Origin of the sequence: Pacificoceanicola onchidii (genome assembly GCF_004804335.1) — a bacterium.
Lineage (GTDB): Bacteria > Pseudomonadota > Alphaproteobacteria > Rhodobacterales > Rhodobacteraceae > Pacificoceanicola > Pacificoceanicola onchidii.
Genome location: NZ_SRXY01000010.1, coordinates 24,432 through 44,978, shown reverse-complemented (window position 1 = coordinate 44,978; position 20,547 = coordinate 24,432). Strand labels below are relative to the sequence as shown.

The following is a 20,547-nucleotide window of genomic DNA, read 5'->3' as shown; positions in this document are numbered from 1 at the left end:
CCACAAACTCAGTCGCTGGTCGCCGGATTTCATCCGGTCAATCTACCAGGTTTCTGAATGAACTTGGAAAAGCGGCTCAGCCGCCTACTGGTCAGAAGAAAAGGGCACGCAGATCTGGAACCGTCTGCGTGATGTGGTCAGGCCCTTCGGCCCGCAATTGCGCAACAGAATAGTACCCCCAGCTCACTGCCACAGCCCGCATACCTGCCGCCTTTGCGGCCACCACATCGTGCGGACCGTCGCCCACGTAGGCCGCTTGACCAGCCGCAGCACCACACTCCAACAACCCCTTCAAAAGCGGCGCGGGATGGGGCTTCCGCTCGGGCGTGTCGTCAGCCCCAATAATGACGGAAAAGAGAGTTGAGTCGATTCCGCAGTGTGCCAGGTCACCCAGAATCCGCGAACGCCCTTTGTTGGACACGATCCCGATCGCACAGAATTGGGACAGCTCAGTCAACAAGGCTTCAACATGCGAATAGGGCTGAGCAAGATCTGATCGATAGCCTGCTTGATAAGCATTGGTCAGCATATCTGCGCGAGTTGGATAATGCTGGGCGAAATACTCCGCCGGACGCCTGCGCATCAATTCCTGTTGGTGTTCGCCATCCGGATTGATCACATGTCCTTCGATGGCCTCAATGGCCCGGCAATACGCGCCGATCACAGCAGGTTTTGTATCCAGCAAGGTGCCATCAAGGTCGAACAAAACGGTCATGCGATGGAGTATCCGCCATCAATCGGCAAGACAGCGCCTGTGACATAGCGCGCTTCCGAGCTGGCCAGAAAGCAGATCACCTTAGCCACATCCGACGGCTCACCCCAGCGGCCCATGGGAATCCTAGCATTGATCTTAGCGGATCTTTCCAGATCCATACGAGCATTTTCTGCCATACGGGTTGCAATCCAGCCGGGCGCAACCGCATTGGCGCGAATTCCATCTTGCGCCCAGGCCGTTGCCAGCGAGCGGGTCAGGGCGACAATCCCTGCTTTGCTGGCGGCATAACCGGGCGAACCTGGCGAACCAAAAAAGCTCCACATCGACGCAATGTTGACAATCGCCCCTCCCGACCGCGTCAGAGCCGGTCGCGCGGCGGTGCAACAGGCCAGAACAGCCGTCAGGTTGATATCCAGAACAGTCGAGAAATGTTCAGTTTCCCATTCCCTCTGCTGCCGCAGAATACCCGCACAGTTGACCAAGGCGGAAACCCCGTCGAGGTCCGCGAAAAAGGTCTGCACCGCCGCTGTGTCGGACAGGTCCATCCTGACAAATGGCACCGCCTCTGTCAGTTCGTCGGATTGGTCCAGACCAAGAGCAATTACGTCCTGCCCCGCTGCGTGCATCGCATTGGCCGTAGCCGCGCCAATGCCGGTTCCGCCACCTGTGATTACGCAAGTTGCCATTGTCATCTCCTATCCCGTTAAATGCTCAATCAAGAGATCGATCTGGCTTCGGATCATATGCACACCTTTGTGAATCATCGCGCCCCGATCCCGCGCCTGACGCAGCAGTTCCGTTTCGTCCGGCTGCATGACAACCTCTGCCACAACCGCATTTTCCTGAATGGTGTTCATGGGCACTGGAAGCGGTTCCCCCGCGTGCATTCCCAAGGAAGTGCCATTTACAATCAGATCACTGCCCGTAGCATCCGCCGCGGCCGCCTGCACATCCAGATCCGGAAAGCGCGCTGCAACGCTGGCGGCCAGCGCCTCGGCCTTGGCATGGGTGCGATTCGCCAGACGTAAACTCGCCACCCCTCGACCCGCCAGCGCGTGGGCAATGGCGGTCGCCGCACCCCCTGCCCCGACAAGAAGCGCATGTTTGCCGGATATGTCATGCCCCTGACTGATCAGCCCTTCGGTCAGCCCGACACCGTCAAACATCGCCCCGTGAAAGCGGCCGTCCGGCATCCTGCGCGCCACATTGCACACATCCAACGCGATGGCCTCGTCTTCCAACGTGTCACACAGGCCGGCCACCGTCTCCTTGTGCGGAATCGTCACGACCACCCCGGCAAGATTGTTGGTTTTGCGCAGCATCTGCCAAGTTTTGCCCAGATCTTCAGGCGCCACATCCCAAGGTACCAGCACAATGTCATGCCCCAGCTCCTTTGCGCGTGCATTGAAGAAGCCGGGCGTGCGCAAATGATCAGCCGGATGCGCCAGATGAACGACAGTTTTTGTTTTTCCTGAAATCACCACTGATCCTCCGTTGCAAAAACTATAATATCATATATCATATAGTTCAACCTCAGAAATGGAGAGACCAAATGAACATTTTTGGCAGCCCGCAAAGATATTACCAGGGTCCTGGTCTCTTGGATGAGATTGGGGAGTTGACCCGCATTCTAGGCGACCGCGCGGTTCTGATCTCGGATGTGCATGTTTTGGGTCTGCTGCAGGATCGTGTGCGGGCCTCGCTTGCCACGCGATCCGCTGAATTGGCCGCCTTCGGGTTTGAGGGCGAATTGACTGCTGAAAATGTGGCCAGCCTGAGCCAACAGGCTGGCGGTGCGCTACCGGATTTTGTGATTGCTGCCGGGGGCGGCAAAGGGGTTGATGCGGGCAAGGCCGTTGCGCACAGACTTGGCCTTCCCTTCGTCACCGCGCCAACCGCCGCGTCCACCGACTCGCCGACCTCAAAAAACTACGTGCTTTATGACGACAACCACCGGATGGCAGGCGTGTTTCACATCGACCGTAACCCTGACAGTGTCATCGTCGATACGAATATCCTTGCACAAGCGCCGGGACATTTGCTTCTGTTCGGGATTGGCGATGCGATCGCCAAGCATTTTGAAGCTAGACAGTGCGCCCGCGCAGGCGGACGGAACATGTTTGGCCACCAGCCGACACAATCCGCGCTTGCCCTGGCCGAGCGGTGTTATCAAACTTTGCGAAACGACGCCGAGGCCGCAATCGCCGCGGCTGGCACCGGCATTCCGACACCGGCCTTCGAGCGTGTCGTCGAAGCGACCGTTCTCATGGCAGGCCTGGGTTTCGAAAACGGCGGTCTGTCCGTGGCCCATGCCTTGACACGCGGCCTACCGCAACTCTCCGGACTCGGATCGGCACCGCACGGCTTTCTAATTTCCTACGGACTCATGGTACAGTTGAAACTGGAGGCCACATCCAGCAATGAGCACGCGGATCTCTTTGAATGGCTCGCCAAGATTGGCCTGCCCCGCCACCTGACCGACCTGACGCAGGATATGCCGTCAGGTGCAGAATGGGCGCAGGCGGCGCAGGCGATTTTGGACGCGCCGCATATGGCGAACTTCGAACGCGTGGTGTCGCAGGAAGAGTTGATTGCCGCAATGATGAATAGCGCACCCGATCTGGAAGGCGCCCTTTTGTAAGGGCGCCAATCCAGCGTTAGCTCAACATCACAACCCGGTTCCCCGGATTGGGGCCATCCTTCAAGCGCTGCAAAGCGCCGGGAAGATCCCCGAAATCGGAGACCTCAAGGATCTGCGGATCATACCTTCCCGTCTGGAACCCCTGTGCGATCTGGGCCCCTGCGGTCATCATTGCACCCCAATGCCGGTCATGCCCGTGTCCATGCAACGCATTCAGGCCCACTTCGTGGCAAGAAATTGTCGTCGTGAACGCGGGCAACGGCGCGGTTTCCTGACGGTCCTGGATACAGACCAGATGCCCATTGGCCCCCAGCAAAGGGGTCAGAGACGCAGCGTGATCACCGCTGACCATGTCAAATACAACATCCAATGGCTGGGCTGCGAACCGCTCCTTCAAGGGCGCAATCCAGTCCACCGATCTGTACTCAGTCACACTGGCAGCGCCAAGACCAAGCACGCGTTTGTGCTCCCTCTCCGACGCAATCGCATGCACGACAAACCCACGCTCCACAGCCAGTTGCAGCAATGCTCCCCCCACGGCGCCGCTTGCGCCGGTCATCAAGGCGACCATGCCCTGACTACACGGCAGTTTTTCGATCGCTTGCCAAGCGGTTAGCCAGGGGCAGGGCAGCGCGGCGGCAGCGGAAAAGGTCAACCCATCTGGCAAGGGCAAGGCCGCGCGTGCCGGGATCGCGGTGAATTCGGCAAAACTGCCCGGGCGCACGAGATCGTTGTGGTAAGCGACACGCGCGCCCACCGAGATATGCGTAACATCGGATCCCACCGCCGTCACAATCCCTGCGCCGTCAACACCCGGAACATGCGGCCAGTCCCAATCCGGGTGGCCCCACTCGACGAATTTCCAATCGACCGGGTTCAGACCAATTGCCCGGTTCTGAACCAGCACGTCCCGTGCACCTGGCAACGGCTTCGCCACATCCCTGAACGCCAGAACGTCTGGACCGCCAGTAAAATCATGCACCCAAGCTTTCATTGTCTCGCTCATGTTCCCAGCCCTCCAAGACAGGTGTATTTTATACTCAGGTAATCCTCGATCCCATGGAACGACCCTTCGCGGCCCATACCGCTGTCTTTCACGCCACCGAAGGGCGCGACCTCGGTTGTAACAATACCCTCGTTCACACCGACAATCCCGTATTCAAGCTGCTCAGACATACGCATCGCCCGGCCGATGTCGCGGGTATAGACATAAGCGGCCAACCCGTATTCGGTGTCGTTCGCCATGTTGAGCGCTTCGACTTCGGTCTCGAATTTGAAAACGGGAGCCAACGGGCCAAACGTCTCCTCACGCGCGACGTCCATTTCAGGTGTCGCATGCGCAATAACAGTCGGTTCAAAGAACGACCCACCCAGTTCGGAACGCGAACCCCCGGAAACAACTTTGCCGCCCAGAGACGTTGCATTTGAAATATGCGCCTCGACCTTCTCTACGGCGCCGAGGTCAATAAGCGGCCCCTGCTCTACTCCAACCTCGGTGCCGGCCCCTACCTTCATGGCGGACACGGCCCGAGCAAAAGCGTCAACGAAATCATCATAGATTCCCGTCTGAACCAGCACCCGGTTCGTGCAGACGCATGTTTGGCCGGAATTCCGGAACTTTGAGGCCAACGCGCCTTGTACGGCTGCTTCCAGATCCGCATCGTCAAACACGACGAACGGCGCATTCCCGCCAAGTTCCATGGTGACTTTCTTAAGATTGCGCGCGGCCGCTTCGTTCAACTGCCGCCCAATCTCGGTGGAACCAGTAAAGGTGATTTTCTTGATGGCGGGGTGTTCACAGAAGACATCTGCGATTTCTCCCGCCCGACCTGTGATCACGTTAACAACACCATCGGGGATGCCGGCCATCTCGGCCAGCCGAGCCCAAACCAACCCCGAAAGCGGGGTTTGTGAGGCGGGTTTGATGACGATTGTGCAACCAGCCGCGAGGGCCGGACCCAGCTTGCGTGCGATCATAGATGACGGGAAATTCCACGGCGTAATCGCGCCGACCACACCGATTGGTTCCTTGGTTACCAGCAATTTGCGGCCAGGCCAGGGGGACGGAATGACATCGCCGTAGACCCGCCGTGCCTCTTCTGCGAACCAGCGCACATAACCGGCCGACATTCCAACCTCGCCGCGCGCTTCGGCGAGTGGCTTGCCTTGTTCCGCCGTCAAAAGCTGCGCCAAGTCTTCAGAGTTTGCGTCAATGACATTGGCGAGCCGATGCAGCAGCATTCCACGTTCGGCGGCCGTTTTCGCCGCCCAATCCGGCATCGCAAAAGCGGCGGCTCCCACAGCCTTTTGTGCTTCGACCGCCCCGAACTTCGGAACCTCCGCGAGTATTTCACCTGTCGCAGGATTGCTAACCGGCAGGCCGAACCCTGAAACTGCGGTCTCACCGATTTTGCAGGTGGATACAAATAAGGAAGAATCTGAGAGGTGCATGATCATGTCCAGAATGAGGATGGGGGGCGCTTGCCCCCCAAGTTGTTTTTATTGTGCTGCGGCTTGCTCGACGCCCAAGAATTCCCAGGCCTCGGGCCCGACTTCCCAGTAGTGCATGGTGTAGGGCCGGAAGGTGATCACATCACCGGGTTTGAACTCAAACCGAGAAACCTCGTTGCCTTCGCCATCGGTGTTGACCAGAGATCCTGTGCCTTTGAGCACATAAAGCACGTAGTTGCTGTTGCCCTCATGCTCGGCGATGCGTCCGTAGGCTTCCACCCGGCCAAAGCGCACGTTCACGCCAGTGGGGATTTCACCGATGGTACCGTAAAAGAAGCGGTCGTTCGGCAGACCCCCGATATCAGGGATCTCAGTCATGGAGATGTTCGCCTCCGAGATCACGACGGGGTGGCCGTCAGGACCGTTCTCGATGATCACGTTGCGCGCTTGCGCCGACGCAGCCAGCCAGAGACCGCAGGCCGCGATGGCCGCAGTTTTGATAAGCTTTTTCATATTTTCCTCTCAGTTGGTTATTCTAGGAAATCAAACCCGTGCATCCTTGCGTCCGACACCTTGCAGCAGCACGGCCAGGATGATGATCGCGCCCTTGATTACCTGTTGCGGGTAGGCAGGCACGGAGAGCAAGTTCATGATGTTGCCAATCAAGCCCAGCACAAGAACACCGATGACGGTGTTCACCACCGTACCCTTGCCCCCTGACAAAAGCGCACCACCGATGACGCAAGCCGCGATCGCATCGAGCTCCAGCGCCACGCCGGATGCAGGTGTGGCGACACCCGAACGCGATGCCACGACAACGCCGGCAATGGCACTCAGCGCACCGCAGGCGGCATAGGCCAGAAGCTTGTAGCGCGCCACGGGGATCCCGGCGAGCCGGATCGCGGTTTCGTTTGAACCAGTTGCCACTGTCAGCCGCCCGTAAGCGGTGTAGCGCATCAACACATAGAAAAACGCGATGACCAACGCGCCAAAAACGATGGGCCAGGCCAGGTCGATGATCGGTGCGGATTTGCTGCCGAAGGTGCGCAGGATCAGCGCCGCCTCCTGCTCGCGGTCAAACCGCTGCGGCTGACCGTTCGAGATGATATAGGCTATCCCGCGTGCAATCGTCATCAATGCCAGCGACGCAACAAAGGGCGCCATGCGAAAGAAGGCCACAAAGGCACCGGTGACCGCTCCCAGCAAAGCCCCGCCCCCGGCAGCAGCCAGAACCGAAAGGATCAACCAGAAAGCACCGCCATCGGCATTCCCATTCATCACCATAACCAGCACAACACCGCCCACCGCAGCGACAGACCCGACGGCCAAATCGATCCCGCCCGTCAGGATCACCAATAGCATGCCAATGCTCACCAACAGCAGCGGGATCAGTTGCCGCAGCAGGTTGGTGATGTTCTGCGTGCTCAGGAAAGCTTCCGACAGAAAGCTGGACGCAACGACCAACACAACCAGCATCACCAAAGCGTTGTATTCAAAGAAGATGTAAGAGGCTTTTTGCCCAAGTGTTTTGTTTTCCATCAGTTCAACCCCATCGCGAGTGCGATCATTTTGTCTTCACGTATGTCATCGCCTGTGAGCTCTCCGGCGATGTGGCCTTCGCGCATCACCAGAACTCGGTCACAAACACCGATCAGCTCTGTCATTTCGGAAGAGACCACGATTACACCGACGCCCTTAGCCGCCAGATCATTGATGACATTGTAGATTTCAATTTTGGCGCCCACATCGACGCCGCGGGTGGGTTCATCCACGATCAAAACGTCTGACCCCATGTCGACCCATTTCATCAGTGCAACCTTCTGCTGGTTGCCACCCGACAAATCGCCAACGTTGCTCTCGATCGAGGCCGTTTTGACCGCAAGCTGCTCAACTAGCGCCTGAATGCCCCGGCCCTCGGCTGCCCTGTCGATTAGGCCGACCTTGCTCTCATATGGGCTGTCAGGCCGCAACGCACCGTTCACCCGGACAGACATTTCCAGCAAGACGCCTTGTGCTTTGCGATCTTCGGGCAGCAAGCCGATGCCGTCTCGGATCGCCTCCTTTGGAGAACTCGGCGAGATTTCGCGCCCTTTCAAAACTATGCGGCCGCTCTCACGCGCATCTGCCCCAAAGATCGCCCGCATTGTCTCCGTCCGGCCTGCACCGACCAAGCCAGCAAAACCCAACACCTCGCCCGCGTACAGTGTGAACCCGACATCCTGAACCATCACACCCGCATTCAGCCCCTCGACCTCGAGCACCGGTGCACCGATTTCGACGCTGCGATCCGGAAAAAGATCGCTCAATTCTCGGCCAACCATCATATTGATCAAGTCGTGTTGAGTGATGTCCGCGATATTGACAGTACCCACCGTCTCGCCATCCTTTAGGATCGTCGCACGGGTACAAATGTGGAAAATCTCTTCCAGCCGGTGGGAGACATAGATAATGCACACCCCCTTGTCGCGCAGCTGGAACAAAAGCTCGAAGAGCTTCTCGGTTTCATGGCTGGTCAAAACCGCCGTCGGTTCATCCAAAACCAAAACCGAAGAATTCCGGGTCAGCGCTTTGCAGATTTCAACCACCTGTTGGTAGGCGATCGACAACTCTCCGGCGGGGCGGCTAACGTCAATGTCGGTAAATCCGATCTCTGCCAAAACTTTGCGCGCCTCAGCCTCGATATGGCTGCGCTTGACGAAGAACCCGCCGGTCGACAGATGATCAATGAAAATATTCTCGGCAACGCTCAAATGCGGAGCGATCACCAGCTCCTGGTAGATCACGGTTACACCCATATCGAGCGCCTGACGCGGGGACTGGATGTCCGTTACCTGGCCCTTCAGTTTGATTTCGCCTGCGTCGCGCAAATAGGCGCCTGATAGCGTCTTCATCAGGGTGGATTTCCCGGCGCCATTTTCCCCCATCAGCGCATGGATTTCACCGGCCTCAGCTGCAAACGAAACATTTCGCAGCGCTTTCACACCTCCGAAATGCTTTGCGATGCCGACCATCTCGACCTGTGCCATCGCGTCCTCCCCTCTTTGGATGAAAGGGGCCGCGCGTTCGTCTTCGCGCGAGCCCTCAGAGCTTAGTTCAGCGTCGCTTTCAGCTCGTCCACGCTCAGGAATGCGGGAATTTCAAAGCGGAAAAACGGGTTGGATTTGTCTTCATCAATGTAATCCGCCACGTTTTCGATCGAAATCACGCCCGATGGATAGTAGGATGCCAGCGGCAAATTGGTCCCATCGAGCTTGCCTTCGACCAGTTGGTGAATCAGCTCAATCGCACCAATACCTGTTGCGGTCCCGGAGTTTGGCCCGGTGGTCATCATTTCTCCGTCCGCGATCAGACCCAGAGACACAGCAAACCCGTCAGCCGCGCAAGCCACGGGGATAGTCCCGTTGCGGCCAACATTGTCCAACGCATTCAATGCGCCGATGCCCATAAAGTCGTTTTCGGCGAGGATCAGGTTCAGGTTGTCGCCCTGTGCCGTCAGGATATCTTCCGCTGCAGTCAAGCCGCCTTCTTCGGTCCAACCTCCAGCGCCCCATGCCAAGACGTTGAAGTTTCCTTCCTCCCAGGTCATCGAGCCGTTCGATTTCACTTCCTGGAACAGGTTGAACCCTTTGAGCATTGCATCTTCTTTGCTCATGCCAAGGCCCAATTGCTCAGAACGACCCGCTACGATACCAGAGACCATACCGTTCAAGCGGCTCTCGGATGTGGAGTTGCCCATCAGGCCGACAATCATCGCCGCGTTGATTGGGGTCTCAGCTTCCCAATTTGCAACGATATATTTGCCTGCCTCAAAGCCGTTTCCATAAGGATTTGCGGTGACAGTCGAAACGATTGGGGCTGCGGCATCAGGTGCGGTCCCGATAGCAATGACCGGAATGCCAGCCTCTACGGCGCGTTCCACATCCGCAACAGCGCCCAACACGTCGACTGGATCAATGACGATCACGTCAACACCCAGCGTGATGAAGTTGTCGACTTGAGCGCTTTGCTTGGCCACATCAAAGTCGTTCACTTGTACCTGCAGGTCGTATCCGTATTTTTCTGCAGTCGCCTGAGCACCCTCAATGACCGCAACAAACCAAGGGTTGCCAAGCGTCATCTCGGACCAGCCGATGGTCAGTTTGCCATCGTCTCCAGCAGAGATCGGCAGCGCTTTTTCAATGTCGGATCGTGACGACATGTTCGGGTCGATGACACCCGACAGCGCCGTATTCGGCATCAAGGAGTATATTTCGTGGCCTTCCTCGGCCATCGCCGTTCCGGCCAGAAGCGTCGCTCCCAACAAAACGGCTTGGATTGTTTTCAAAACCTGCATTTCAGTCCTCCCTTTATGCAGCTAAGTTAGAGATCGCCGGCAATCAGTGCTTTGGCGATTTCGGAGATCCCGTCAGTATCGAGTTTGTAGTGACGGTAGAGATGGGTCGGCGGAGCGATCAGTGCGTACTCATCGCGGATGCCATGGCGATAAAGCTTCACACCCGCGCCTTCATCTGCGAGTACCTCGGCCACTGCAGCACCCAGACCACCGATCACGTTGTGCTCTTCCGCCGTCATCAGGCGCTTGGATTTGGCCGCAGCTTTAAGAATGGCGTCACGGTCAATCGGCTTGACGGTTGCCATATCGATGACACCCACATCTAAACCATCAGCAGCCAAAGCCTTGGCAGCTTCGAGTGAAGGGTGCACCGGCAAACCACATGCAATAATGGTCAGGTCATCACCAATACCGTGGACGATCGCCTTGCCAAATTCGAAAGGAGAGCCGTCCTCGTAGACATTCGGCTCGCGGCCTCGACCAATTCGGAAATAGATCGGCTCCGGCCAATCCACGCTCGCCCTGATGGCAGCAGCGAGTTGTGGGCCATCCGCAGGCGAGACGACCGTCAGATCAGCAATCGCCCGCATGGTCGAGATGTCTTCGGTCGCGTGATGCGACGTGCCATAGAACCCCAGCGAAATGCCCGTGTGGTGCCCGATCAGGCGCACAGGCTGCGCGCAATAGGCCACGTCCATACGGATTTGTTCACAAGCAAGCAAACCGACGAAGCTGGCGAACGTCGCAACAAAGGGCATCTGCCCAGTGGTCGCAAGCCCGGCAGCCGCCGTGACCATGTTTTGCTCAGAAATGCCAAACTGGATGTAGCGTTCGGGGTATTTCTCAGCGAAGAGATTCAGCCCGTTCGAGTATTGCAGGTCCGCCGATCCGGCGACTACCGGATGTCCGGCTTCGCGCAACTCTATCAGCGCATTTGACAGGTATGACAGACCCGGTGTCACCGCATTCAATGCGCGATATTGCCAGGAACCCTCTTCTTTGATTTCAGCCACATAAGTCATGATCAGATCACCCGCTCTTCGATCTCTTGAACCGCGCGCGCCGCATCAGCGGGCGTGAGATAGCCCAGATGCCAGCCCGGCTCGGTTTCCATGTATGAAACGCCCTTGCCCTTGAGGGTCCTGGCAATAATGCAGAGTGGTTTTGTCCGCTCTGTGTCCGCCTTGGCCCAGCGGAGCGCTGCCGTCAGGTCGGACACGTTGTGGCCGTCCACAACCTGAACATCCCAGCCAAATGCACGCCACTTCTCATCCAGAGGCTCGATTCCAATGACATCGTCGACAGAACCGTCCAACTGGAACCCGTTCCTATCCACGATACATACCAGATTTCGCAAGCGGTGATGCGCCGCCGACAAAGCGGCTTCCCATACCTGGCCTTCTTGCATTTCGCCGTCACCGGTCATCACGAAAGTGGTGAAATCCAGATCATCAAGCCGTCCGCCCATGGCCATGCCAACACCAGCGGACAAGGCGTGCCCAATTGAGCCTGAAGAAAAATCGACGCCCGGCACCTTGCGCATATCGGGGTGATCACCAAGCGGATTGCCCAGACGGGTATATCCGTCCAACACATCCTTAGTGATCCAGCCCAATTCTTCATAGATCGGGAACAGACCCACCGCCGCGTGACCTTTGCCCATCAGAAACCGGTCCCGCTTAGGGTCTTTAGGGTCCGCCTTGTTGATCGACATTACGTCGTAATGCAAAGCGGCGAAGGCTTCAGCGGCCGAAAACACGGACGTGTAGTGCCCCACCTTTGCAATTTCGATCAACCGAATGGTTTCCAATCGAATGAATTTCGCGCGGTCGCGCAGGTGGTCAATTTCATCGTCAGTGGGGCGAAAACTCTCCCACGGCGCTTGGTTCGTTTTCGGATTATCTAGCATCGTTTCGTCCGTATTATATCATATATGATTTCGAGAGACATGCGTATGTTACGCAGCAAATGAGTTCCGGCGCATAATCAGGTCAGAGGCTTTCTCGCCAATCATGATCGCCGCCGCATTGGTGTTCCCTGATACAAGGTTGGGCATGACGGAATTGTCGACAACTCGCAGACCCGCGATTCCATGGACACGCAATTCCGGGTCAACGACGGCCATTTCGTCGCGCCCCATCCGGCAGGTGCCTACAGGGTGATAGACAGTCTTGCCGTGCTTCTTCCAATAGGCGACCAGTTCCGCTTCATCGGTCTTAGCCGGGAAGGCTTCACGGGCTTGGACGTAAGGCTTGAAAGCGTCCTGAGCCAGAATTTCCTGCGCCTTGCGCAACCCGGCCACCGAAAGCCGGATGTCATCGGGATCAGAGAAAAAGTTTGGGTCAACCCTTGGCAGATCACGAGGGTTTCCCGACCGCAATGTAACTTCACCCCGGCTTTTGGGTCGCAAGACACAGGGGTTCACCGTGGCACCTGCGGCTTTCAGATCCTTGGCATCCGCGTTCTCCATAAAGACGATCGGCAGAAAGTGTAGTTGCACGTTTGGCTCATCATCCGGGTTGTCCACGTTCAGAAAGCAGCATGCCTCTGACACGTTTGATGCCACCGGCCCTGATCTGAACAGCAAGTACTGCAACCCGTTCTTAATCGCATTGAACCCTGTATCCTGCCCGTAATAGCCGTACCGCCCTGTGCAATAGCGGATCGCTCCAGCTTCAAAGTGATCCTGCAGATTTTGGCCCACGCCCTCCAGCTTGTGCGTCATCGTGATCCCGTGTCGCGCCAACTCCGCTTCGGGGCCAATGCCGGACAGCATCAAAAGCTTGGGCGTTTGCAACGCGCCCGAAGCGATAATGACCTCCTTGTCGGCTCGGATGATCTTGCGGTCATTGCCGTTTAGAACCTCGACCCCGACAGCACGATCGTTCTCAATAATAATCCGTGACACAAACACGCCTGTTTGCACGGCCAACGCTCCAGACGCCCTGCCCTGCGGCAGGTAAGCTACGGCGGCGGAACAGCGCCGTCTGTTGCGAGTCGTCGTCTGATTGATCCCTACGCCTCGCTGCCGCACGCCATTGAAATCGGCTGTGAAGGGTTCCCCCATCTGCTGACAGGACTTGATGAAAGCGCGCGTAAGTTCGTCCACGTTCCCAGTGTCAGACACCCCAAGCGGGCCGCCGACCCCATGAAACTCATCGGCCAGTCGGTTGTTGTCTTCCGCTCGTTTAAAATAGGGCAACACATCCTTGTAAGCCCAGCCGTCCGCTCCGGCCTCCGCCCAGCCATCGTAGTCGGCCTTCTGCCCCCGAATATAGATCGCCGCATTCACCGAACCGCCGCCACCGAGCACGTTCCCCTGAGGAAGAGACGGGGTTGCGCCATTCAAATGCGACTGCGGTTCGGTTTTGTAATCAGTAAGGTATTTGCCACCAAGCAGTTTCACAAATCCTGCCGGGATATGGATCAACGGATGTGTGTCTTTGGGGCCTGCCTCCAACAGTAGAACAGAACCGGCGCCTTCGCTGGCCAGTCGACCCGCGACCGTACATCCGGCTGATCCTCCACCTACAACGATATAATCAGGCATTCTCGTCCTCCCAGCGGCAATCAATTTGCTTGCTTAAACATCATATATGATATTTATTACAGGCTGACAACAACATTCTGAAACGGAGGCAAACATGCTTGATTTCAAAACGAGAAAAGAGGTTGATGCGGTGCTCGATACAACGCATCTCATTGGAAAGGCGTTCATTAATGGGAACTTTGTCGACGCCGTGAGCGGAGAAACCTTTGACAACGTTTCTCCGCGTGACGGTAAAGTTCTCAATCAAGTTGCCTCGTGCGATTCGCCGGATGTTGATCTCGCCGTTGGGGCGGCGCGAAAAGTCTTCGAAGCCGGAACCTGGTCAGATATGGAGCCAAAGGAACGCAAGAAAGTCATGTTGCGGTTTGCTCAAGCCTTTGCAGACAACGCAGCCGAGCTCGCCGTCCTTGAGACTATAGATATGGGCAAACCGATTGCCGAAAGCACCGGTTTTGATGTCGGCGCGGTGTATGAGTGCCTGCAATGGTATGCAGAATGGTGCGACAAGGTTTATGATGAAATTGCGCCTTCGGGACCGAACTCACTTGGCATGATTACCCGAGAAGCTATCGGTGTGGTTGGAGCCGTGACACCGTGGAATTTCCCCATGTTGATGTCGATGTGGAAGGTCGCCCCGGCCCTTGCGGCTGGCAATTCGGTCATTCTGAAGCCGGCCGAACAGTCCCCGCTTACTGCGCTGCGGATTGCAGAGTTGGCCGCCGAAGCCGGCGTGCCCGACGGTGTTTTCAACGTGTTGCCGGGGTTTGGCCCAACCGCGGGCCAATCCATCGGAATGCACATGGACATCGATGCGCTGGTCTTCACCGGATCCGGCGAGATTGGCAAAAAGTTTCTTCAATACTCTGGCCAGTCCAACATGAAGCGGGTCTGGCTGGAATGCGGTGGCAAGACTCCTTTTATTGTATTCAATGATTGCAAGGACATCGGTGAGGCCGCAGAGACTGTAACAAACAGCATGTTCTTCAATCAGGGCGAAGTCTGCGTCGCGCCGTCTCGACTTATTGTAGAGAATGGTATTCGAAACGAATTCATGTCCGAGGTGCGTGCAGCTGCGTCCAAGATCTCTGCCGGCGATCCCTTGAACCCAGATACCAAAATGGGTGCCATGGTTGATGAAAATCAGATGAACCGCGTCCTCGACTACATCAAAATCGGAGAGAACGAAGGCGCCGAAATTACTACTGGCGGCAATCGGGCAAACCTGAATATCGGTGGCTATTATATCGAACCCACCATTTTCGAAGGTGTCCGCAACGACATGCGCATCGCGCAAGAAGAAATTTTCGGACCTGTCCTGTCTGTCATTGACGTCACAGACGTTGATGAAGCGGTGCGAACGGCGAATGACAGCCAGTTTGGCCTTGCTGCGTCAGTATGGACGAAAGACCTTTCAAAAGCGCATCAAGTGTCACGCAAACTGAGATCCGGCAGCGTTTGGGTCAACTGCTTTGACGGCGGCGACATCACCATGCCGTTTGGTGGGTATAAGCAATCGGGCAATGGTCGGGATCGTTCAGCTCATGCGCTGGACAAATACACCGAACTCAAATCCACTTGGATGGAGCTGTAAAAAGGACTGGGCCGCGGCAGCGCGGCCCTATTCCGCCACCTGGCGTTTGGACAACCAGTCGATAATTCTATCTCCCCATTCAATGTCATGGCGGATAGCCTGCCGAGCTGCCTCCGGATCTTTGGCTTCCAAAGCGGCAAGAACAGCCTCGTGCCGGTGTTCTCCAGACAATTCGCGTGTCGGCACGGTTCGGTGGAACTCGTTCAGGACTGGGCCGATCATTGCCCACATGCTAGCAATGGTGTGCATCACGATGTCCCAACCTGACGCCTCTGCCAGTTGGAAATGGAACTGCCGGTTCAACTGGGACGCCCGTTTGGCGTCGGTGGCCACTACGTCCAGAAAGTCATCTTGCAATGCCCTCAGGTCACGCAAAAGTTTTGGCGGAGCTTTGGCCGCCGCCGCCGCCGCTGCGTCCCCTTCCAGCGAAAGCCGAATTAATTTGACTTGCAGCAGATCCTCCGCGTCCAGAACCGGTACGTGAATCGCGGTTGCCGTTTTCATGGTCAGGGCCTGTTCGCTGACCAGCCGAAACAGAGCCTCGCGAACTGGCGTCAAGGACACACCTAACTCTTCGGACAGTGCCGAGATCTTGAGCCTGTCGCCAGGTTCAAATTGGCCATCCATTAACGCCGTTCGAAGGTCCATGTAGACGCGGTCGGACAGACTTTGTTTTGGTATCTGTTTCAAAATGGACATTTCATCTACCTCTATTTACTATATGATATATGAATTAGAAGAAATCTTCAACTGGGGCCTACGTCCGGCGGCGCAAACTTGTTCGACATTTTTCTGGTATGCTGAGTGACTTGAACGGAGAGAAAGAAAATCATCCCTTAGCTGCCAAGAGCGAGTTCATTACTCGCTGACGAGGCAATTGAAGCGCGGCGAGATATCGGGCTCGAACCCGGAGGCCGTCGCCCTGCCCCTTCGCGTGACTGGATCAGTCTTTTGGTTTCGGCTGGTTGACACTTCGTGCGACTTCCCGACAGCGCTCTAAGCCGAAAACACCATAAATGCCGACAGCCGACTGGAAACACTTCACTTGCCTGTGCGGCTTGACCCGAGCCCTAAGTTTCCTCCACCTCACGGAGAGTCCTTAGGGTTGGTTTGATGGCCCTACGCGGCCAATTTGTCCATCATCGTTCTTTGTGCAAATTCAGTTGGCGTCAGGTTTCCCAACGCCGAATGCGGTCTTTGTTTGTTGTAGTCCTCTTGCCATGCTTCCAGCGTTTCACGGGCCTCGACCAGTGAGCGGAAGAGCGTTTCATTCAAGCATTCGTCGCGCAGCTTGCCGTTGAAGCTTTCGATGAGCGCGTTCTGGGTTGGCTTTCCCGGCGCGATGTAATGCCAGCCGATCCTGGTTTCCTGCACCCATCGCAGTATGGCCATGCTGGTGAACTCGGTTCCGTAACACCTTCGCAATGACGTTGAGTTAGCATCAGATCATTGTCATGCTGAAGCGTTCCAGCACGTTTGAACTTGTGTCAGTTTGGCGTTTTGGTCAACAACAGGTCTCTCCCATAACAAACACAGAGTACTCTTTTGCGGCTCTCACCGTCCTTAAGACGAGATCTTCAGGTCGTTGAGCAGAAGGCCTGAACATTATCTACGAGGTCGAGTGCTCGCCTATACGGCCCTTACAGACAAAGGTCCTTCTGCTGTCGATCATCCCTCAAAGAAGGGACGATAAGGTTCGCCACGTTTGATGATCCCGTGCACAGTGCGGGCCATTTTGGCTGCGATTGCGGTATACGCCTTCCGGCGCAAATGGGTGTTTTGGCGATCTTTTGCGATTTAACGTTCGAATTTGTCGCGGAAGCTGTTAGTCTTTTGCATGATGGGTACCTGACCCGCCATCCAGAGTGTGCGGCGCAGTCGGGCGTTTCCATATTTGGACAACTTGGTCTGGCCGCGGAATTTCCCGGACTGGGCGGTTGCCAGGTCCATGTCACAGAACTTCAGGAATTGGCGGTGATGCTGAAAGCGGCGCAAATCGCCAGCCTCCGCCAGGATGGTCAGCGCATTGATCGGCCCGATCCCCGGGATAGATGTCAGCAGCTGATAGTCGTCGTTAGTCTTGAGCAGTTCAACGGCGCGGTCCTCGATCTCGTTACGCTGAGCAATCAGACTACGCCCTTCACTCAAGACCAGGCGGAACATCCTGGCAGCGTCAGAGTCCTTCGCAATTGTCGGGCCCACTGAGTATTTGGCGGTCTGATAAATATCTGTAAGCAAACGTTCTTTCGAGGCTTTGCGGCCGACTATTACCCAGGCATCAGCAATGAATACCTTGTGGTCCATGACAGAGATAAAATGCGCTGAAAGATCGCGTTCGAGAAAGGCAAAGAACCAGTCACTGCGCGAGCTGCAATGGAAGCGTTCTGCCTCGGGCCAGTATAGCGGCAGATAGTGAGTCAGGGTGCGATACCTAAACTCGGTTTTCGAGCAGGAGACGATGTCGTGCGTTTTGGACAATTCCTGAAGATCGTTTGTGCCGCACAACAGTGGATCGTGATTGAACTGTTCGTTCCCGATCTGCAGCATGTGCAGGATGACCTGCGCATCCTTTGGGTCGTTCTTGTCCCAACTGTTGTTCAAGGCCTCACGGGTACGGGCCAATGCGACCGAAGACACCAACTTCACATCGAAACCGGCGTCCCCAAGCCGGTAGGCGAGCGCGCGGTGATAATTGCCCGTGGCCTCAAAGGCCGGGAAAGCCGACCGACAATGCCTACATTGAGGCGTTCAACAGCGAACTCCGATCTGAATGCCTGAACGCTCATTGGTTCATGGGCCTTGAAGATACCGCCGAAAAGTTGGAGGCTTGGCTCCGAGACTACAACGAAGAAAGACCGCACAGCGCCATTGGGAACAAGGTTCCAGCAGCGCTCATGAAATTGCCAGGCGCATCCAGCCCGTCTGTGTGATCAAAGGACGAAAGATCTAGCCCCGAGCGGGGACACTTCCGGTAGCACAGCACCACCCTTTGCCGCCTCACAGCCCTTCGCGGAACAATGTATATGCGGAATCGCGGCTCATGATTTGGGCCCTTTCAGGCGGGCGTAGGTCAAAAATTCATCCATCGTCTGATCATCGGGTTCCTGCCCAGTAAAGGCACGTAGGAACCCCGCGACCCGGCTGAGGCGCGTTTCAAGACTCTCGCGCAGCTCCAGCGCGTGGTAACCGATCTGCTGGAAATAAATCACACGGGCGCGGATGTCAGCCTCTTCCTCTGGATAGCCATGGCGCAGGAAAAGCTGAGTCACCGCCTCAAGGCGCGTAGCATCCGCTTTGTCGATGCGGGCGCGGACATTGGCGTTGCGCCGCGACCATTCACGCATCGCAAAATCCAGACCTGAATCAAACCCGTCAGAATCCACAAAGCACCGGAAGAAGTTTGAAACCGCTTCCGCGATTGTGCGCGAAGGCAGCCTGCACTGTGCAAGGATTTGGCCGGTGTTTCGGTTTTCCCATTCATCCAAAAGCGATTCCTGCAGGTCGCTTTTGCTTTTGAAATACCAATAGAAACTGGACCGCGACACATCCAGACGTTCGGCCAGTGACAGAATTTTCAGCTCTGCCACGCCGTCATGAACCAAAACATCGCGGGCAAGGTTCAACCAATCCTCGCGTGTGACCTTGATGTTCCCGACAAGAGGTTCCCGGTCAGGGTCTTCGCGGACAAGCTTGGGTGCGGTGCGCTCTGCCATCAGCTTTCTGGCGGGGCACCACCCTCGGCTGTGCGTTTGGCGATGAATGCTTGCAATGCCTCGACCCGATCACCAGAAACTTTGGGGCGTTGGTCGGCCTCAAGAATGCCTTTCCAGACGGCGGTGGCACGGGTGTTGGCGTCTTTAGCACCACGTTCTGTCCATGTTCCGAAGTTGGCATAGTCATGCACAATGGGTTCATAGAACTCGGTATTGTAACGCTCCATCGTTTGCGGTGAGGCAAAGAAATGACCAGAGGGTTCGACATGCAGTAGCGCGTTGTCAAAGCCAATCTCATCAGCGCTTGCAGCGCGGCCTGCGCAAAGCTCGGCTACCATGTTCAGGACTTCGGCATCAGTGACCAATTTTTCGTAAGAGACGCTAAGCCCCCCTTCCAGCCACCCGGCAGAGTGGATGATCACCGACGCGCCCGCCATCAGACAGCCCCAAAGGCCAAACTGGTTTTCGTTGGCGGCCTGCACATCGTTGATGTTGGACGCCGACCCAGCGGCCGAGCGCCACGGCAGGCCGATAAGACGCGCCAGCTGGCCTGCAGCCAATGAAGCCTGGAAATGCGTTGGTGTGCCAAAGGCAGGCGCGCCTGACTTCATGTCGACGTTCGACGTGAAGGTGCCATAGCAGATCGGTGCGCCGGGCTTGACCAATTGCACCAATGCAATCGCGGCCAAAGCCTCGGCATGGCTAAGCGTGATGGCGCCTGCCACAGTGATTGGTGCCATAGCGCCCATCAGCGTGAACGGGGTCACGATGCTCATCTGGCCGTTCTTTGCAAAGTCGATCAGGCCCTGTGCCATCGGCAGATCAAGCGTGCGGGGGCTGTTGGTGTTGATGATCGTATAGGCATGGGGGTTGGCCATAAACTCTTCATCCGACAGGCCCCGGAAATCCCGCAGCATTTCGAAATTATCCATTGCCTGCGGCGTGCCGCGCGAAAAAAGGAACGGGAATTTATCCGTCAGGGTCAGCTGCGCTTCGGTGGTAAAGTAGTGGCGGACATGCGTTTCTACGTCCTGAGGTTCGACCGAAGGGGACATCATTTGAAAGACGTCAAAGTGATGCGCAAGCTGCGTGTATTCGCGGTAATCGCGTGCAGATCCGGGGCGACGGCCTCGTTCCAGATCGGTGGCATGTGGCGCCCCGGCCCCTGGCTGGAAGGCAATCGTCCCAAGCTCCAGCACCAAACCGCGATGGCGCGCGCCGGCGCGGCAGTTGATGGACTTCGGTGCTGTTCTCAGCGCTTCTACCACCATGTCACGGCCGATGTAGACCATTTCGGTGCTTTCATCGACGCGGGCACCGCCCTTGGCGAAATAACCCCGCGCCTCAGCGTTTAGCACCTTCATCCCCAGCTCTTCCAACGTGCGGAGCGCAGTTTCGTGCATGTTCGCGATTTCATCGGTGGAAAACACATCCATCACAGGGAATGGATTGCGCAGCTGGCGATAATTCACGTCACGCTTGGGAGCGGCACTGGTGTCGACCGCTGACCTGCGCCCGCGACGTCCACCGCGCGTCCTGCCTTCGGGTGCCAT

17 protein-coding genes and 3 pseudogenes are annotated in these 20,547 nt (G+C 56.7%); 3 read left to right on the top strand and 17 right to left on the bottom strand.

Annotation, left to right across the window (positions count from 1 at the left end; translation table 11 throughout):
• Positions 1 to 91: 91 nt before the first annotated feature.
• From E4662_RS21640 to E4662_RS21630, 3 genes are read right to left on the bottom strand one after another with little or no spacing between them, the layout of a single operon-like run.
• On the bottom strand, positions 92 to 715 hold the full coding sequence (locus E4662_RS21640; protein ID WP_136443722.1) for an HAD family hydrolase: 624 nt from the start codon (positions 713 to 715) through the stop codon (positions 92 to 94).
• A complete protein-coding gene (locus E4662_RS21635; RefSeq protein WP_206080336.1) occupies positions 712 to 1,401 on the bottom strand; it encodes an SDR family NAD(P)-dependent oxidoreductase in 690 nt (229 codons plus the stop codon). The genes E4662_RS21640 and E4662_RS21635 overlap by 4 nt, the downstream gene beginning before the upstream one ends.
• Positions 1,402 to 1,410: 9 nt before the next feature.
• Positions 1,411 to 2,196: a shikimate dehydrogenase family protein gene (locus tag E4662_RS21630; RefSeq protein ID WP_206080335.1), complete on the bottom strand. Its 786-nt coding sequence runs from the start codon at positions 2,194 to 2,196 to the stop codon at positions 1,411 to 1,413.
• A 71-nt stretch (positions 2,197 to 2,267) separates the two neighbouring features.
• On the opposite strand from E4662_RS21630, the gene E4662_RS21625 reads away from it, so the two are divergent.
• Positions 2,268 to 3,356, top strand: a complete 1,089-nt coding sequence (locus tag E4662_RS21625; protein ID WP_136443719.1) for a glycerol dehydrogenase — start codon at positions 2,268 to 2,270, stop codon at positions 3,354 to 3,356.
• Between the two features lie 16 nt (positions 3,357 to 3,372).
• Here the strand turns inward: E4662_RS21625 and E4662_RS21620 are convergent, their stop codons facing one another.
• From E4662_RS21620 to E4662_RS21580, 9 genes are all read right to left on the bottom strand, one after another.
• Entirely contained in the window at positions 3,373 to 4,362 is a 990-nt protein-coding gene (locus tag E4662_RS21620) for a zinc-binding dehydrogenase (RefSeq protein ID WP_206080333.1), read from the bottom strand.
• Positions 4,359 to 5,813 carry an NAD-dependent succinate-semialdehyde dehydrogenase gene (locus E4662_RS21615; RefSeq protein ID WP_136443718.1) on the bottom strand — a complete coding sequence of 485 codons (1,455 nt, stop codon included), beginning with the start codon at positions 5,811 to 5,813 and terminating at the stop codon, positions 4,359 to 4,361. The genes E4662_RS21620 and E4662_RS21615 overlap by 4 nt, the downstream gene beginning before the upstream one ends.
• Before the next feature lie 42 nt (positions 5,814 to 5,855).
• Positions 5,856 to 6,320 carry a cupin domain-containing protein gene (locus E4662_RS21610; RefSeq protein WP_136443717.1) on the bottom strand — a complete coding sequence of 155 codons (465 nt, stop codon included), beginning with the start codon at positions 6,318 to 6,320 and terminating at the stop codon, positions 5,856 to 5,858.
• 30 nt (positions 6,321 to 6,350) lie between these two features.
• On the bottom strand, positions 6,351 to 7,346 hold the full coding sequence (locus E4662_RS21605; protein WP_136443716.1) for an ABC transporter permease: 996 nt from the start codon (positions 7,344 to 7,346) through the stop codon (positions 6,351 to 6,353).
• The gene (locus tag E4662_RS21600) at positions 7,346 to 8,833 is read right to left on the bottom strand and encodes a sugar ABC transporter ATP-binding protein (protein WP_136443715.1); all 1,488 of its coding nucleotides are present in this window, start codon (positions 8,831 to 8,833) and stop codon (positions 7,346 to 7,348) included. The genes E4662_RS21605 and E4662_RS21600 overlap by 1 nt, the downstream gene beginning before the upstream one ends.
• A gap of 62 nt (positions 8,834 to 8,895) precedes the next feature.
• Positions 8,896 to 10,140, bottom strand: a complete 1,245-nt coding sequence (locus tag E4662_RS21595; protein WP_136443714.1) for a sugar ABC transporter substrate-binding protein — start codon at positions 10,138 to 10,140, stop codon at positions 8,896 to 8,898.
• Between the two features lie 26 nt (positions 10,141 to 10,166).
• Positions 10,167 to 11,162, bottom strand: a complete 996-nt coding sequence (locus E4662_RS21590; RefSeq protein ID WP_136443713.1) for a transketolase family protein — start codon at positions 11,160 to 11,162, stop codon at positions 10,167 to 10,169.
• Between the two features lie 2 nt (positions 11,163 to 11,164).
• Positions 11,165 to 12,049 carry a transketolase gene (locus E4662_RS21585; RefSeq protein WP_136443712.1) on the bottom strand — a complete coding sequence of 295 codons (885 nt, stop codon included), beginning with the start codon at positions 12,047 to 12,049 and terminating at the stop codon, positions 11,165 to 11,167.
• 48 nt (positions 12,050 to 12,097) lie between these two features.
• On the bottom strand, positions 12,098 to 13,714 hold the full coding sequence (locus E4662_RS21580) for a GMC family oxidoreductase (protein ID WP_206080331.1): 1,617 nt from the start codon (positions 13,712 to 13,714) through the stop codon (positions 12,098 to 12,100).
• A gap of 70 nt (positions 13,715 to 13,784) precedes the next feature.
• On the opposite strand from E4662_RS21580, the gene E4662_RS21575 reads away from it, so the two are divergent.
• A complete protein-coding gene (locus E4662_RS21575; RefSeq protein ID WP_136443711.1) occupies positions 13,785 to 15,281 on the top strand; it encodes an aldehyde dehydrogenase in 1,497 nt (498 codons plus the stop codon).
• 27 nt (positions 15,282 to 15,308) lie between these two features.
• Here the strand turns inward: E4662_RS21575 and E4662_RS21570 are convergent, their stop codons facing one another.
• The 3 genes and pseudogenes from E4662_RS21570 to E4662_RS21560 all read right to left on the bottom strand — a co-directional run.
• Positions 15,309 to 15,980: a GntR family transcriptional regulator gene (locus E4662_RS21570; protein ID WP_136443710.1), complete on the bottom strand. Its 672-nt coding sequence runs from the start codon at positions 15,978 to 15,980 to the stop codon at positions 15,309 to 15,311.
• 420 nt (positions 15,981 to 16,400) lie between these two features.
• A pseudogene (locus tag E4662_RS21565) lies at positions 16,401 to 16,691 on the bottom strand (integrase core domain-containing protein); the annotation flags it as partial.
• 258 nt (positions 16,692 to 16,949) lie between these two features.
• Positions 16,950 to 17,993: pseudogene (locus tag E4662_RS21560) on the bottom strand (IS110 family RNA-guided transposase); the annotation flags it as partial.
• On the opposite strand from E4662_RS21560, the pseudogene E4662_RS21555 reads away from it, so the two are divergent.
• Positions 17,990 to 18,211 (top strand): annotated as a pseudogene (locus tag E4662_RS21555) (integrase core domain-containing protein); the annotation flags it as partial. The pseudogenes E4662_RS21560 and E4662_RS21555 sit on opposite strands and share 4 nt — an antisense overlap.
• Positions 18,212 to 18,319: 108 nt before the next feature.
• Here the strand turns inward: E4662_RS21555 and E4662_RS21550 are convergent.
• Entirely contained in the window at positions 18,320 to 18,994 is a 675-nt protein-coding gene (locus tag E4662_RS21550) for a TetR/AcrR family transcriptional regulator (protein WP_136443709.1), read from the bottom strand.
• On the bottom strand, positions 18,994 to 20,547 hold the full coding sequence (locus E4662_RS21545) for a trimethylamine methyltransferase family protein (RefSeq protein ID WP_136443826.1): 1,554 nt from the start codon (positions 20,545 to 20,547) through the stop codon (positions 18,994 to 18,996). The genes E4662_RS21550 and E4662_RS21545 overlap by 1 nt, the downstream gene beginning before the upstream one ends.